We start from the raw sequence: 14,519 nt of genomic DNA on the forward strand, positions 1-14,519 counted from the left end.
ACATGCGTGCTCGGCGCGGCCGTCCTCACCCCGCCGCCCGCCACCGGCCCAGCGTCTCGTCCACCAGCCCCGCGATCCGCCGGCGCGCCTCGGGCCGGGGGACTCCGCTCATCAGCAGCTGGTCGTACGGCGTGTCCACGTGCCGTACGGACGCGGCGACCGCCGAGACCACCGCGGCCTCGGACAGCGCCCGCCCCGCGGCGCTCCGTCCCACCCGGCCGCTGCCGCGCAGGGAGGCGTGCGCGGCGACCGCCCGCGCCCGCTCGTCGGGGCAGCCGGGGAACAGCCGCCGGATCTCGGCCGCGAACGCGTCCGTGAACCGCACGTCCTCCGCCGCCCGCCGCTCGGCGTCCCGCAGCCGGCGCCGGCGCCGGGCCTCCTCGTCGAGGAGGCAGCGCCGCTCGGCGCGGGCGAGCGCCGCCTCCTCGACGAGGACGCCCTGCCGCTCGTACCGGCTCCGGCGCCGGTCGAACCGCACGACCACGGCGGACAGCGTGCTCTCCTCCCGCGACCTGCGCGTCAGCGCCGTGTCGCCCCGCGGCAGGAAGACCAGGTGCCCGAGGTCGGCACAGTCCAGGCAGCGCGGCACACCGCCCTCCAGCACCAGCAACGGCAACGGCCCGCTCCGGCACTCGGCGCAGTGCTTCTTCCTGACCGCCTGGATGACGAGGAGCCCGGTACCGGGCGGGGGAGCCGAGGACGCTGTCATGGGCGGTTCATTCCCCGGAGCGGCCCGTCGTTCATCATGGGCGGTGATCCATCATGGGCGGTGATCCATCATGGGCCGTGTGCGACTCGAAGCGATCACCTGGGAACGGCTCGGCGATGTTCTCGCCGACCGCCTGCTCGACCTGGAACCGGACGACGGCGGCAGCCGGCCGCGCGTCGCGTTCGACGGAGCCCCGGCCGCCCGCCCCGGCGACCTCGCCCGGCGCGTGTCCGAGGCGCTGCGGCTGCGCGGGCGCCCCTCGCTGGTCGTCGGCACCGGGGGCTTCCTGCGGCCCGCGTCCCTCCGGTTCGAGTACGGGCACGAGGACGTGGAGGCGTACTACGACGGCTGGTTCGACGTCCCCGCCCTGTGGCGCGAGGTCTTCGGCCCGCTCGAACCCGGCGGGACCGGCCGGGTCCTGCCCGACCTGTGGGACCCCGTCACCGACCGCGCCACCCGCAGTCCGTACGCCGAACTGCCGCCCGGCGGGGTGCTGCTGCTGCACGGCCCGCTCCTGCTGAAGCACTGGTTCCCCTTCGACCTGACCGTCCACATCGGCCTCTCCCGGGGCGCCCTGCGCCGCCGTACCCCACAGGCCGAGCACTGGACGCTGCCCGCCCACGAGCGCTACGAGGCCGAGACCGACCCGGCCGCCACGGCGGACGTCCTCGTACGCGCCGACGATCCGCGGCACCCCGCCTGGAACGGGTCCGGCGGGTCCGGCACCTCCGGCGGCGCGTCCCGGAACCGATGAGGACGGCGTCGCCCGGGGGTGCGCCGTCCCGGCGATGCGGCGAGAATGTGGGAGGCCGGGACACGCGGTGCGTCCCGCGCCGCGCCGGCCGTCCGGTACCGGGAGGTACGCCATGACCACCGCCGGAGAGATCATGCACCGGGGCGCGCAGTGGATCCCCGCGCACGAGACCCTGGACCGCGCCGCCCAGCTCATGCGCGAGCTGGGCGTGGGCGCCCTGCCCATCAGCGACGAGAACGAACGCCTCTGCGGCATCCTCACCGACCGGGACATCGTCGTCGGGTGCGTGGCCCTGGGGCACGACCCGGCGCGGGTCACGGCCGGGCAGATGGCCAAGGGCACGCCGCGCTGGATCGACGCGGACGCCGACGTCAGCGAGGTGCTGGAGGAGATGACGGGGCACCAGATCCGCCGGCTGCCGGTGATCCGGGACAAGCGTCTCGTCGGCATGATCAGCGAGGCGGACCTGGCCCGGCACCTGCCGGACGACCAGATCGCGCACTGGGCCGAGAGCGTGTACGCGGAGAGCGCCACGCGCTGACCCGCTGTCCGCCGGGGGCCGGCCCGCTGACCGGGGCTGTGGGGGCCGGCCCGCTGACCGGGGCTGTGGGAGCGTCGCGCGAACCGGGCAAGCCGGTCTAATGGGATGATCGCTCCATGATGCGAACAAATGGACATCTTCTCGGTCACCGGCAGGGCCTCACGGCGACGGAGGCGGGCGCGCGCCTCGACGCCTTCGCGCCTCTCTTCGATCCCACGACGTTCCGGCACATCGAGGGCTTCGGGCTCGGGTCCGGCTGGCGCTGCTGGGAGGTCGGCGCGGGCGGCACCTCCGTCATCTCCTGGCTGGCCAAGAAGGTCGGCCCGACGGGCAGGGTCCTGGCGACCGGCGCCGACACCTCGTGGATGGCCCCGGTCGCCCGCCCGCCCGTCGAGGCGCACGTGCACGACGTGGGCGCGGACGATCCGCCGGGGGAGGGCTTCGACCTGGTGCACGCCCGGCTCGCCCTCGTGCACGTGACGGACCGGCAGCGGGCGGTGCGCTCGATGATCAGGGCCCTGCGCCCCGGCGGACGGCTGCTGGTGGAGGACGCCGACCCGGCCCTCCAGCCGCTGGCCTGTCCCGACGAGCACGGGCCCGAACAGCAGCTGGCGAACCGGCTGCGCCAGGCGTTCCGCACCCTGCTCACCAGGCGCGGCGTCGACCTCGCGTACGGCCGCAGCCTTCCGCGCCTGCTCCGCGAGGGCGGCCTGCGCGGTGTGCGGGCCGAGGCGTACTTCCCGGTCGCCGCGCCCGCGTGCGCCGCCCTGGAGTCGGCGACGATCCGTCAGGTCCGGGCGGAACTCGTCGCGTCGCGTCTCGCCACCGAGGAGGACATCGACCGCCATCTCGCGACCGTGGCCTCCGGCGGCCTGGACGTGGCCACGGCGCCGATGATCTCCGCCTGGGGGAGGAAGGAGTGAGACGGGTGAGACGGGCGGGGCGGTGGGGGCCACCTGCCTCGGCTGTTCCTCGCCGTCTGCGCCGCCGCCGTCCGTGCCGCCCCCTGAGTCAGGCGGATCGCTCGGACGGCTCGGACGGCGAGAGCGGCCGTCCGCCCACCCTCGCCACCGCCAGCGCCCCCGCCGCGCACCCCTCGGCCACGGCCTCCTCCGTCTCCGCGCCCGCGAGCAGCGCGGCGAGGAACCCTCCGGTGAAGGCGTCACCCGCGCCCGTGGTGTCGAGCGGCTCGGCGGAGGCCGCGGGAACGCGCGTCCGGACGGCGCCCGCGCGGGCGACCAGCGCCCCGTCGGCGCCCTGCTTGGCGACCACCAGGGGCACGTGGCGGCTCAACTCGGCCGCCGCGTCCGCCGGGTCGGGCAGTCCGGTCAGCAGGTGCGCCTCGGCACGGCTCGGCAGCAGCACGTCGACGCCCCGGACGAGCCCCAGGTAGCGGTCGGCCCCCAGCAGGGCGAGGAACCCCGCCGACGCCGGGTCCACAGTCACCGGCACCCCACGCGCGCGTGCCGCGTCCAGGGCCACCGCCACGAGCGCCCGGCCCGGCTCGGAGAAGAACAGGTAGCCCGACAGATGCAGCCGTCCCGCCCCGTCGAGCAGGGAGTCCGACCAGTCACCGGGGGCGAGCCGCAGCGCGGCGCCGCTGTCGGTGAGGAACGTGCGCTCGGCCGAGGCGCCCGTGTCCACCAGGCAGATCACCGTCGCCGTCGGTGCCCGCGCGTCGACCACCAGGCGGGGCCGCACCCCCGCGGCCCGCAGCTCCCTCTCGTGCCACGCCGCAGCGTCCGCGCCGACCCGCCCGAGCAGCCGTACGTCCGCGACTCCCCGGTACGCCGCCCAGCAGGCCACGTTGGCGCCCGCGCCGCCCGGGAGCGTCCGGACCGCGGCGGCCGTGTCGGTGCCCGGCGCGAGCGGCCCGCGGTGCCGGGCCACGACGTCCGTCACGACGTCCCCGACGACGAGCAGGGCACTCCCGGGCGCGCTCATCCCTCGGCCCAGGCCGCGGCGATCCGCCCCGCCAGCCGCACGTTGCCGCGCACCGCCGCCAGGTTGGCCTCCAGCGACGCGCCGTCGGTGTGCCGCACCAGGTGGTCCAGCAGGAACGGTGTGACCGCCTGACCGGAGACGCCCTCCGCCGCGCAGGCGCGCAGCGCGTCCGCCAGCACGCGTGCGTGCAGCTCCGGGGCGAGCTGCTCCTCCTCGGGCACGGGATTGGCGACGATCAGCGCCGACCCCGGCCCGCCGAGCACGTCCTGCGCGCGCATGACGTCGGCGACCTCCCGGGGCGAACGGAGCGTCCAGTCCACCGGGTGCCCCGAGTCGGACAGGTAGAAGCCGGGGAAGCGCTCGGTGTCGTATCCGGCGACCGCGACCCCGAGCGTCTCCAGCCGCTGCAGCGTCGCCGGCACGTCCAAGACCGACTTCACGCCCGCGCAGACCACCGTGACGCGCGTGCGCGCCAGCAGTCCCAGATCGGCCGACTCGTCCTGCGTCTCCGTCCACGCGCGGTGCACCCCGCCGAGCCCGCCCGTCGCGAACACCCGTACGCCCGCGTGCGCCGCCAGCAGCGCGGTCGCCGACACGGTCGTCGCGCCGCTCGCACAGGTCGCCACCGCGAGCGGCAGGTCCCGGTGGCCCAGCTTGCGCATGCCGGCCTCGTCCGCGACCCGCTCCAACCGGGCCCCGTCCAGGCCGACATGAGGTCTTCCGTCGAGCACGGCGACGGTCGCCGGTACGGCGCCCTCCCGCCGTACGGTCTCCTCCAGCTCCAGCGCCACCCGCAGGTTGCGCGGGCGGGGCAGCCCGTGCGCGATGATCGTGGACTCCAGGGCCACCACGGGACGGCGGGCGTCGAGCGCCTCCCGTACCTCTTCGGACACCACCAGCACCACGTGCCTGCCTCCTGTCGTCCGTCCGGAGCTCCAGCGGTACTCGCCGGATCTCAACGGGTTCTAGAACAGAGGTTCTGGAAGCACCCCTTCCAGGGCCAGCAGCTTCCGCTTGGTCTCCAGGCCTCCCCCGAAACCGCCGATCCCGCCGTCGCTCTCCACGACCCGGTGGCACGGCACCACGACCGGCAGCGGATTGGACCCCATGGCGATGCCCACCGCCTGGGCCGCGCCCGGCTGCCCCACCCGGCCGGCCAGCTCGCCGTAGTGCACGACCGTGCCGTACGGGACGCCGGTCGCCAGCTCGCGCAGCACCCGGCGGTTGAAGCCGGAGCTCAGCGACCAGTCCAGCGGCAGCTCGAAGTCACGGCGCCCGCCCGCGAGGTACGCCGCGACCTGACGTATCGCCTCGGCCAGCAGCGGTGCGTCCGGGGCCTCGGCCGGCTCGGTGCCGAGCCGGGCGGCGAGCCGGTCCAGGGTCTTCGCGCGGACCGCGTCCGTGGCGTGGAACGCCACGCTCACCAGGCCGTCGCCCGTCGCGGCCAGCAGCAGCGGACCGATGTCCGTGCCGACGACGGCCCACACGAGCCGCCGCCCGTCCTGCCCATGGCTGTTCATGCGCCCCACCGTACGGCGGGCCACTGACAACGCCGCCTCACCGGCCGCCCGTCGCCTCGCGGACGACGTCGGGGACGTTCGTGATGATGCCGTCCACGCCGTACCCGGCGACCCGACGGGCGCTCGCCGCGTCGTCCACGGTCCAGGTGAGTGTGCGCAGCGGATCGTCGTGGGGTCCGTCGTGCGCGTGGACGGCGGCGACGTAGGCGCGGGAGAGCGTCTTGTACGGCGCGTTGATCTGGTCGGCGAACGTCGCGTACTCCGGCAGGTCGGCGACCGCGGGGGCGCCCAGGAAACCGGTCCGCACGCCCGGGCGCAGCTCGTGCACCGTGCGCACGCTGTCCGCGCTGAAGCTCTGCACGACGAGCCCGGACCGCAGGCGCCAGGGGCTGAGCCAGCCCTCGTTGGACAGCACCTTGAGCGTCTGCCGCTCGATGCCCGGGTAGAGCTCGGGATTCTTGATCTCCAGCACGAGCTTCTGGTGGTTGCGCGTCACACGCCGCACGTACTGCTCCAGGGTCGGCACGCGCGCGCCCGCGTACCGGGAGTCGAACCAGCTGCCCGCGTCCAGGCGCGCGATCTCCGCGGCGGTGAAGTCCCGCACGTTCCACGGCGACCGGCCGGGGTAGAGCTCCTCCACGTCCGTGGTCCGCGCGAGGGACGCGTCGTGGACCACGACGAGCTCGCCGTCCCTGGTGCGCTGGACGTCGTTCTCGACCCAGTCGAAGCCCATGCCGGCGGCCTTGTCGACGGCTGCCAGAGTGTTCTCGGGCGCGTAGGCGGAGGCCCCGCGGTGCGCCACGACGACCGGGCGGTCGGTCTCGGGGACCGCGTGGGCGGCGGCAGGGGGCAGCAGGAGGGCGGTGATCACTCCCGCACACGCGGAGGCCAGGGCGGCAACGGAACGCACGTGCATGCGTACTCCTCGCATAGGTACTCGCGGACTGCTCAAGAGTGACAGCGGAGTGTCAGGGGGCAGGGGCAGGAAGGGTGCAGGACGGCCACGGTCCGATGGTGCTGCCCGAGCGTGCTCACGGCCACCGCACAAGTGGGGCAGCTCCGTGTTTCTTTGCCGGAATATCGTTCGACCATTCCGGCAGGGTCATACTCTCTGCTTCAGCCACGACCGTTGCCGCGGTCTGGTGCGGGACATTTCACCGGATCAACGGATACGACAGGCGGGAAGGGCAGCCGCGAATGCAGGGCACGGTCGACGGCCTCAGTTACGGACTCGTCACACCAGTGGTGGCCTTTCTCATGGCCTGCCTCGGCGGCGCGCTCGGTCTGCGCTGCACGATGAGATCGATGCTCGGGACCCGCTCCCGGCGGGCCGGCTGGCTCGCCATGGGCTCCGCGGCGATCGGCTCGGGCATATGGACCATGCACTTCATCGCGATGACGGGTTTCCAGGTCAGGGAGACGCCCGTCCACTACGACGCGCCGACGACGTTCGCGAGCCTCGCCGTCGCCGTCGTCATGGTCGGCATCGGGATCTTCATCGTCGGTCACCGGGGCGCGAAGGGCACGGCCCTGTTCACCGGGGGCACGATCACGGGGCTGGGCGTGGCCTCGATGCACTACCTGGGAATGGCCGGAATGCGGCTCAACGGCGAGCTGAGGTACAACACCCTCACCGTCGGCGCCTCGGTCGTCATAGCCGTCGTGGCCGCGATCGCCGCCCTCTGGGCGGCCGGACAGGTCCGCGGCTTCCTGTGGAGCGTCGGCGCCAGTGTCGTCATGGGGCTCGCGGTCACCGGTATGCACTACACGGGCATGGCGGCCCTCACCGTCCACCTCCACGACACGGACGGCACCCCGGCCGGCGAGTCGGCCGGAGCCCTGCTCGGGCCGATGCTGATCGGCCCGCTCCTGCTCCTCTGCCTCGCCGGCGCCGTCGTGATGTTCGACCCGCGGATGGTCACGGGCCGGATCGACTGGGACGCCGAGGCCCCCCGCCCCGGCATCCCGGCCCACGCCACCTCCTCGCACCCGGGCGGACGCGAGGTCGTCCGGGCCCGCCGGTACCACCGCCAGCCCCGGCACCCGGGCTCCCGCACCCCGCAGAACTGGTGAACGCGGCCCGTTGTCAGTGCGGGGTCGTACGGTTGATGCCATGCGGCCCGTAACAGAGATCGAACGCACGGGGGCGCCCTTCGAGGTCGTCAGCCCCTACCAGCCGAGCGGTGACCAGCCGACGGCCATCGCCGAGCTCGCCCGGCGCGTCGAAGCAGGTGAGAAGGACGTCGTCCTGCTGGGCGCGACCGGCACCGGCAAGTCCGCCACCACCGCGTGGATGATCGAGAAGCTTCAGCGCCCCACCCTCGTGATGGCGCCGAACAAGACACTGGCCGCCCAGCTGGCGAACGAGTTCCGCGAGCTGTTGCCGAACAACGCCGTCGAATACTTCGTCTCGTACTACGACTACTACCAGCCCGAGGCGTACGTCCCCCAGTCGGACACGTACATCGAGAAGGACTCCTCGATCAACGAGGAGGTGGAGCGGCTGCGCCACTCCGCGACCAACTCGCTGCTCACCCGTCGCGACGTCGTCGTGGTCGCCTCCGTCTCCTGCATCTACGGCCTCGGTACGCCGCAGGAGTACGTGGACCGGATGGTCCCCCTCCGGGTCGGTGACGAGATCGACCGCGACGACCTGCTGCGCCGCTTCGTCGACATCCAGTACACGCGCAACGACATGGCGTTCACCCGCGGCACCTTCCGCGTCCGCGGCGACACCATCGAGATCTTCCCGGTGTACGAGGAGCTCGCCGTCCGCATCGAGATGTTCGGCGACGAGATCGAGGCCCTCTCCACCCTGCACCCGCTCACCGGCGAGGTCATCAGCGACGACCGGCAGCTCTACGTCTTCCCGGCGTCCCACTACGTCGCGGGCCCCGAGCGCCTGGAGCGCGCGGTGAACGACATCGAGAAGGAGCTCACCGAGCGCCTGGCCGAGCTGGAACGCCAGGGCAAGCTGCTGGAGGCCCAGCGGCTGCGCATGCGCACCACGTACGACATCGAGATGCTCCGCCAGATCGGCACCTGCTCCGGCGTGGAGAACTACTCGATGCACTTCGACGGCCGCTCGCCCGGCTCGCCGCCGAACACGCTGCTGGACTACTTCCCCGAGGACTTCCTCCTCGTCATCGACGAGTCGCACGTCACCGTCCCGCAGATCGGCGCGATGTACGAGGGCGACGCCTCCCGCAAGCGCACCCTCGTCGACCACGGCTTCCGGCTGCCCTCCGCGCTGGACAACCGCCCGCTGAAGTGGGAGGAGTTCTCGGAGCGCATCGGCCAGACCGTGTACCTGTCCGCGACCCCAGGGCAGTACGAGCTCTCGCGCGCGGACGGCCACGTCGAGCAGATCATCCGCCCCACCGGCCTGGTCGACCCCGAGGTCGTGGTCAAGCCCACCGAGGGCCAGATCGACGACCTGGTGCACGAGATCCGCAAGCGCACCGAGAAGGACGAACGCGTCCTCGTCACCACGCTCACCAAGAAGATGGCCGAGGACCTCACGGACTACTTCGTCGAGCTCGGCATCCAGGTCCGCTACCTGCACAGCGACGTCGACACCCTGCGCCGCGTCGAGCTGCTGCGCGAACTGCGCGCCGGTGAGTACGACGTCCTGGTCGGCATCAACCTGCTCAGGGAGGGGCTCGACCTGCCCGAGGTGTCCCTGGTGGCGATCCTCGACGCCGACAAGGAGGGCTTCCTGCGCTCCGGGACCTCCCTCATCCAGACCATCGGCCGCGCCGCGCGCAACGTCTCCGGCCAGGTCCACATGTACGCCGACAAGATCACTCCGGCGATGGAGCGGGCCATCGACGAGACCAACCGCCGCCGGGAGAAGCAGATCGCGTACAACACGGCGAACGGCATCGACCCGCAGCCGCTGCGCAAGAAGATCAACGACATCGTGGCGCAGATCGCCCGCGAGGACGTGGACACCGAGCAGCTGCTCGGCACCGGCTACCGCAACCTCAAGGACGGCAAGGGCGCCAAGGCCCCGGTGCCCTCCCTGGGCAAGGCGGACAAGGGCACCAAGGCGGCCAAGGGCAAGGCCGCCCGGACCGTGCCGACCGACCGCCCGGCCGCGGCGCTCGCCGAGCAGATCGAGCAGATGACGGAGCGCATGCGCGCGGCAGCCGCCGAGCTCCAGTTCGAGGTCGCCGCCCGGCTGCGCGACGAGGTCTCCGAGATGAAGAAGGAACTGCGCCAGATGAAGGAGGCGGGCCTGGCCTGACGCCCCCGCCCGCCGGGCCCGGTCGGCCCGGCGGGGGACGGACGCGCCGTGTTGCAGGACCGGCACAATGCGCGGTCCGGGCTTCGGCGCTGCCGACGCGGAACCGTAGGGTGCGGGCAACCGCGGGTTCCGCGGCAACAGGGGAGAAGCCCGAGAGGGGAACGGCGTGACGGTCAACATGACCAAGGGGCAGGCGATCAGCCTGCGGAAGAACGACGGGGGCACGCTGACCGCGGTGCGCATGGGGCTGGGCTGGCAGGCCGCTCCCCGGCGCGGACTGTTCGGCTCCCGCACCCGGCAGATCGACCTCGACGCCTCCGCCGTGCTGTTCGCGGACAAGCAGCCCGTCGACGTCGTCTTCTTCCGCCACCTCGTCAGCGACGACGGTTCCGTCCGGCACACCGGTGACAACCTCGTCGGCGGGGTCGGCCGGGGCGGCGACGACGAGGCCGTCCTCGTCGACCTCGAGCGCGTCCCGGTCCACATCGACCAGATCGTGTTCACCGTGAACTCCTTCACCGGCCAGACCTTCCAGGAGGTGGAGAACGCGTTCTGCCGCCTGGTCGACGAGACCAACGGCCAGGAGCTCGCCCGGTACACGCTCGCGGGCGGCGGCGCGTACACCGCCCAGCTCATGGCCAAGGTGCACCGCACGGGCAGCGGCTGGCAGATGACCGCCCTCGGCGTCCCGGCCGACGGCCGCACCTTCCAGGACCTGATGCCGGCGATCCTGCCGGTGCTGTAGCAGGGCTCGGGGACGAAGGCGAGGGTGGCCGAGCCGGTCCGGGGGCCGGGGCGGAACCTGCCGCTCCCGGACTCGCTCCGACTCGTGGGGCGAGTGTCGGAGCGACGCCTGCCCGGCTCGGGTGCGGCTGTGAGCAGCGCACTTGGTATCCCCTTTACTGACTCCTTTACCTTTCCTTGGTAATTCGGGTACTCTCTACCGCACGGAGGGGAGTACTCCCTGCCCTGCGGCGACCCCGTCAATACGGATCAGGCGCGAGTGATCGAGCCGGGTCCCGGGGCGTCGGCCCGGCGGCTCCAGGCGCGTCCGCGTCACCGGTGCCCCGGGTGGAAGAGACCTCCGGTAGCGACGACGCTGACATTGCCGTTTAGTACTGCCGGAGGCGCAGCAGTGGAAGTTTCCACGACCCTGTGGGTCCTGACGATCGCGGGCCTCATCGCCCTGATCTCGGTCGATTTCTTCATCGGCCGCAAGCCCCATGACGTATCCATCAAGGAAGCCGGTATCTGGACGATCGTCTGGATCGTCCTCGCCGCGATCTTCGGACTCGGTCTCGCCGTCTTCGGTGACGGCCAGGCCTCCGGAGAGTTCTTCGCCGGTTACATCACCGAGAAGTCGCTGAGTGTCGACAACCTCTTCGTCTTCGTCCTGATCATGGCGAAGTTCGCCGTGCCCACGCAGTACCAGCAGCGCGTGCTGCTCGTCGGCGTACTGGTGGCCCTGGTGCTCCGCGCGATATTCATCGCCGCGGGCGCCGCGATCATCTCCAGCTTCTCCTGGGTCTTCTACATCTTCGGTGCCTTCCTCATCTACACCGCGTGGAAGCTCATCCAGGAGGCCCGTGCCGACGAGGACGAGGAGGAGTGGGAGGAGAACAAGCTCCTCAAGACGATCGAGCGCCGCTTCGGTGTGGCCGACCGGTACCACGGAACCAAGCTGTGGATCGAGCAGAACGGCAAGCGCGTCATGACGCCGATGCTGGTCGTGATGCTCGCGATCGGCTCGACCGACATCCTCTTCGCGCTCGACTCCATCCCGGCGATCTTCGGCCTGACCCAGGACCCGTACATCGTCTTCACGGCCAACGCGTTCGCCCTGATGGGTCTGCGCCAGCTGTACTTCCTCATCGGTGGTCTGCTGAAGAAGCTGGTCCACCTCTCCTACGGCCTGTCCGTGATCCTCGGCTTCATCGGCGTCAAGCTGGTGCTGCACGCGCTGCACGAGTCCGGCGTCCACGTTCCCGAGATCACCATTCCGGTCTCGCTCGGCGTGATCTGCGGTGTCCTGGTCATCACCACGATCACCAGCCTGATCGCCTCCAAGAAGCAGGCGGAGGCCGAGCAGCGGAAGACCGACGCCGGCTCGAAGGACAAGGACAGCATCGAGGCCTGACGCCTCCTCGCTGACCGATCCCGGCACCGGGAGCGGTGAACGGCACGCGCCGTCCACCGCTCCCGGTGCTCGCCCGTTCCTTCCCGAATGCGGAGAACGTCCCACGAGGACCGGAATGCGGGAGTACGGCCGTATGTGCGAAGATCATCGCATGGTCGTTCGCCTTGGATCGCGTGTGCTGCAATGGACGACGGTCACCCCGGTGGCCGCAGTCATCCTGCTGGTCCTCACCTGGGGGCGAGACCTGCCGGGCCTGGTGGTGGCCCTGGTCACGCTGGTGCTCGCCGGGGCCGTCCTGGCCGCCGTCCACCACGCCGAGGTCGTCGCGCACCGCGTGGGCGAACCCTTCGGCTCGCTGGTCCTGGCCGTCGCCGTCACGATCATCGAGGTCGCTCTGATCGTCACGCTGATGATCGACGGCGGGGACAAGAGCGCGACCCTCGCCCGTGACACGGTCTTCGCGGCCGTGATGATCACCTGCAACGGCATCGTGGGTCTGAGCCTCCTCGTGGCCTCGCTCCGCCACCGAGTCGCGGTGTTCAACGCCGAGGGCACCGGCGCCGCCCTCGGAACGGTCGCCACACTCGCCACGCTCTGCCTAGTGGTCCCCACCTTCACCACCAGCGCGCCGGGTCCCGAGTTCACCACCTTCCAGCTCATCTTCGCCGCGCTGGCCTCGCTGCTCCTGTACGGGCTCTTCGTGACCACCCAGACCGTGCGCCACCGCGACTACTTCCTGCCGCTCACCCAGCACGGCGAGGTGATCACCGAGGACGAGCACGCCGAAGCGCCGACCACCCGCACCGCCATGGTCAGCCTCGGCCTGCTCGGACTGGCGCTCGTGGGCGTGGTGGGTCTCGCCAAGGGCGTCTCGCCGACCATCGAGTCGGGCGTCTCGGCGGCCGGGCTGCCGCACGCCGTCGTCGGTGTGGTCATCGCTCTGCTCGTGCTGCTCCCGGAGACCATCGCGGCGCTGCGCGCGGCCCGCCGCGACCGGGTGCAGACCAGTCTGAACCTCGCGCTCGGCTCCGCGATGGCCAGCATCGGCCTGACCATTCCGGCGGTCGCCCTCGCGTCCGTCTGGCTCTCCGGACCGCTCGTCCTCGGTCTCGGCGCCACCCATATGGTGCTGCTCGCGCTGACCGTCGTGGTGGGTGTCCTCACGGTGGCTCCCGGGCGGGCGACACCGCTCCAGGGCGGTGTGCACCTGGTGCTGTTCCTGGCGTTCCTGGAACTGGCCGCCAATCCGTGACGCGCCTTCCGGGGGCCCGTCGCCCCGGCTGCGCCACCGGCTCCGCCGCCTCGCTCACCCCACCGTGGCCTCCGCCCCCGCCGTCACCGGCCGGACCGGCCGGGTCTCCGGCAGCAGCGCGAAGCAGCCCAGACTCAGCAGCGCGACGCCCGTCAGATACGCGGCCACCCCCCAGGGCACCCGTTCGCCCTGGGCCAGGGCCGTCGCCACGATCGGCGTGAGTGCCCCGCCGAGCACCCCGCCCAGGTTGTAGCCCACGGCGGCGCCCGTGCAGCGCACCCGGGGCTCGTACAGCTCCGGCAGGTACGCGGAGATGACGGCGAACATGGTGATGAACGCGAGCACCGCCACCAGGAAGCCGAGGAACATCAGCAGCGGCTCACCGGTCGCCAGCAGGCCGATCAGTGGGAACATCCACAGGGCGCAGGCCGCGCTGCCGATCAGGCACAGCGGCCGCCGGCCGAACCGGTCGCCCAGATGGGCCACCACCGGCGTCAGCGCCCCCTTCACCAGCACGGCGGCCATGACGCACGCCAGCATGACGGTACGGCCCACCCCCAGGTGCTCGGTCGCGTAGGCGAGGGACCATGTCGTCACCGTGTAGAACACGGCGTACCCGACCGACAGCGCCCCGGCCGTCAGCAGCACCAGCCGCCAGTGGTCCCGCACCACCGCGGCGAGCGGCACGCGCGCGTGGTCGTCGATCCCCAGGAACTGCGGGCTCTCGGTGAGCGAGGAGCGCAGCCACAGACCGGCCACGGCGAGCACGCCGGCCGCCCAGAAGGGCACCCGCCAGCCCCAGGACGCGAACTGCGCGTCCGACAGCACCGCCGACAGGACCAGCATCACGCCGTTGGCCAGCAGGAACCCCACCGCCGGACCGATCTGCGGAAAGCTCGACCACAGTCCGCGCCGCTCGGCCGGCGCGTGCTCGGCCGTCAGCAGCACGGCACCGCCCCACTCCCCGCCGAGGCCCAGCCCCTGCAGGAAGCGCAGACCCAGCAGGAGCGCCGGAGCGGCGAGACCGATCGTGTCGTACGTCGGCACGCAGCCCACGGCGACCGTCGCCCCGCCCGTGAGCAGCAGGGAGGCGACGAGCACCGGCCGCCGCCCGTGCCGGTCCCCGATGTGCCCGAAGAGCACCGAGCCCAGGGGGCGGGCCACGAACCCGGCGCCGAAGGTCGCGAAGGCCGCGAGCGTGCCCGCCGTCGGCGAGACCGTGGGGAAGAACAGCGGCCCGAGGACCAGCGCGGCGGCGGTGCCGTACACGAAGAAGTCGTAGAACTCGATGGCCGTCCCGGCGAGCGAGGCGCACGCGAGCCGCAGCATGGACGGTGTTCTCACGGAGTGTGCTGGCTGCATGCCGCGAAAACTACCCTGAGTAACCACTGGTTACGGGGGCGCACGGTAGTG

At 72.1% G+C, this 14,519-nt stretch carries 14 protein-coding genes; 8 read left to right on the plus strand and 6 right to left on the minus strand.

Going from position 1 to position 14,519, the window contains the following annotated elements:
• Window positions 1-25: 25 nt before the first annotated feature.
• Window positions 26-709 (minus strand): DUF2293 domain-containing protein, encoded by a 684-nt coding sequence (locus tag IEZ04_RS20850; protein ID WP_189218437.1) that lies wholly within the window; start codon window positions 707-709, stop codon window positions 26-28.
• A 70-nt stretch (window positions 710-779) separates the two neighbouring features.
• Here IEZ04_RS20850 and IEZ04_RS20855 point away from each other — a divergent pair, with 70 nt between their 5' ends.
• From IEZ04_RS20855 to IEZ04_RS20865, 3 genes are all read left to right on the plus strand, one after another.
• The gene (locus IEZ04_RS20855) at window positions 780-1,463 is read left to right on the plus strand and encodes a nucleoside/nucleotide kinase family protein (RefSeq protein WP_189218438.1); all 684 of its coding nucleotides are present in this window, start codon (window positions 780-782) and stop codon (window positions 1,461-1,463) included.
• 112 nt (window positions 1,464-1,575) lie between these two features.
• A complete protein-coding gene (locus IEZ04_RS20860; RefSeq protein WP_189218439.1) occupies window positions 1,576-2,004 on the plus strand; it encodes a CBS domain-containing protein in 429 nt (142 codons plus the stop codon).
• 116 nt (window positions 2,005-2,120) lie between these two features.
• On the plus strand, window positions 2,121-2,927 hold the full coding sequence (locus tag IEZ04_RS20865) for a class I SAM-dependent methyltransferase (protein WP_189218440.1): 807 nt from the start codon (window positions 2,121-2,123) through the stop codon (window positions 2,925-2,927).
• 88 nt (window positions 2,928-3,015) lie between these two features.
• On the opposite strand, the gene IEZ04_RS20870 is transcribed toward IEZ04_RS20865, so the two are convergent.
• From IEZ04_RS20870 to IEZ04_RS20885, 4 genes are read right to left on the minus strand one after another with little or no spacing between them, the layout of a single operon-like run.
• Window positions 3,016-3,948 carry a carbohydrate kinase family protein gene (locus IEZ04_RS20870; RefSeq protein ID WP_189218441.1) on the minus strand — a complete coding sequence of 311 codons (933 nt, stop codon included), beginning with the start codon at window positions 3,946-3,948 and terminating at the stop codon, window positions 3,016-3,018.
• Window positions 3,945-4,853: a pseudouridine-5'-phosphate glycosidase gene (locus tag IEZ04_RS20875; protein ID WP_189218442.1), complete on the minus strand. Its 909-nt coding sequence runs from the start codon at window positions 4,851-4,853 to the stop codon at window positions 3,945-3,947. Before IEZ04_RS20875 ends, IEZ04_RS20870 begins: the two co-directional genes overlap by 4 nt.
• Window positions 4,854-4,913: 60 nt before the next feature.
• Window positions 4,914-5,468 (minus strand): methylated-DNA--[protein]-cysteine S-methyltransferase, encoded by a 555-nt coding sequence (locus IEZ04_RS20880; RefSeq protein WP_189218443.1) that lies wholly within the window; start codon window positions 5,466-5,468, stop codon window positions 4,914-4,916.
• 37 nt (window positions 5,469-5,505) lie between these two features.
• Window positions 5,506-6,384 carry a glycerophosphodiester phosphodiesterase gene (locus IEZ04_RS20885; RefSeq protein WP_189218444.1) on the minus strand — a complete coding sequence of 293 codons (879 nt, stop codon included), beginning with the start codon at window positions 6,382-6,384 and terminating at the stop codon, window positions 5,506-5,508.
• Between the two features lie 281 nt (window positions 6,385-6,665).
• On the opposite strand from IEZ04_RS20885, the gene IEZ04_RS20890 reads away from it, so the two are divergent.
• The 5 genes from IEZ04_RS20890 (at window position 6,666) to IEZ04_RS20910 (ending at window position 13,106) form a co-directional block, all read left to right on the plus strand.
• The gene (locus tag IEZ04_RS20890) at window positions 6,666-7,541 is read left to right on the plus strand and encodes an MHYT domain-containing protein (protein WP_189218445.1); all 876 of its coding nucleotides are present in this window, start codon (window positions 6,666-6,668) and stop codon (window positions 7,539-7,541) included.
• A 40-nt stretch (window positions 7,542-7,581) separates the two neighbouring features.
• Complete coding sequence (gene uvrB, locus IEZ04_RS20895; protein WP_189218446.1) at window positions 7,582-9,717, plus strand: excinuclease ABC subunit UvrB; 2,136 nt, start codon at window positions 7,582-7,584, stop codon at window positions 9,715-9,717.
• Window positions 9,718-9,883: 166 nt separating this feature from the next.
• Entirely contained in the window at window positions 9,884-10,462 is a 579-nt protein-coding gene (locus tag IEZ04_RS20900; RefSeq protein ID WP_189218447.1) for a TerD family protein, read from the plus strand.
• Between the two features lie 390 nt (window positions 10,463-10,852).
• Window positions 10,853-11,854: a TerC/Alx family metal homeostasis membrane protein gene (locus IEZ04_RS20905; protein ID WP_189218448.1), complete on the plus strand. Its 1,002-nt coding sequence runs from the start codon at window positions 10,853-10,855 to the stop codon at window positions 11,852-11,854.
• 151 nt (window positions 11,855-12,005) lie between these two features.
• Window positions 12,006-13,106 carry a calcium:cation antiporter gene (locus tag IEZ04_RS20910; RefSeq protein WP_189218449.1) on the plus strand — a complete coding sequence of 367 codons (1,101 nt, stop codon included), beginning with the start codon at window positions 12,006-12,008 and terminating at the stop codon, window positions 13,104-13,106.
• 54 nt (window positions 13,107-13,160) lie between these two features.
• On the opposite strand, the gene IEZ04_RS20915 is transcribed toward IEZ04_RS20910, so the two are convergent.
• Window positions 13,161-14,435 (minus strand): MFS transporter, encoded by a 1,275-nt coding sequence (locus IEZ04_RS20915; protein ID WP_189218483.1) that lies wholly within the window; start codon window positions 14,433-14,435, stop codon window positions 13,161-13,163.
• Window positions 14,436-14,519: the final 84 nt, after the last annotated feature.

This window comes from Streptomyces ruber, assembly GCF_014648075.1.
Taxonomy (GTDB): Bacteria; Actinomycetota; Actinomycetes; order Streptomycetales; family Streptomycetaceae; genus Streptomyces; species Streptomyces ruber.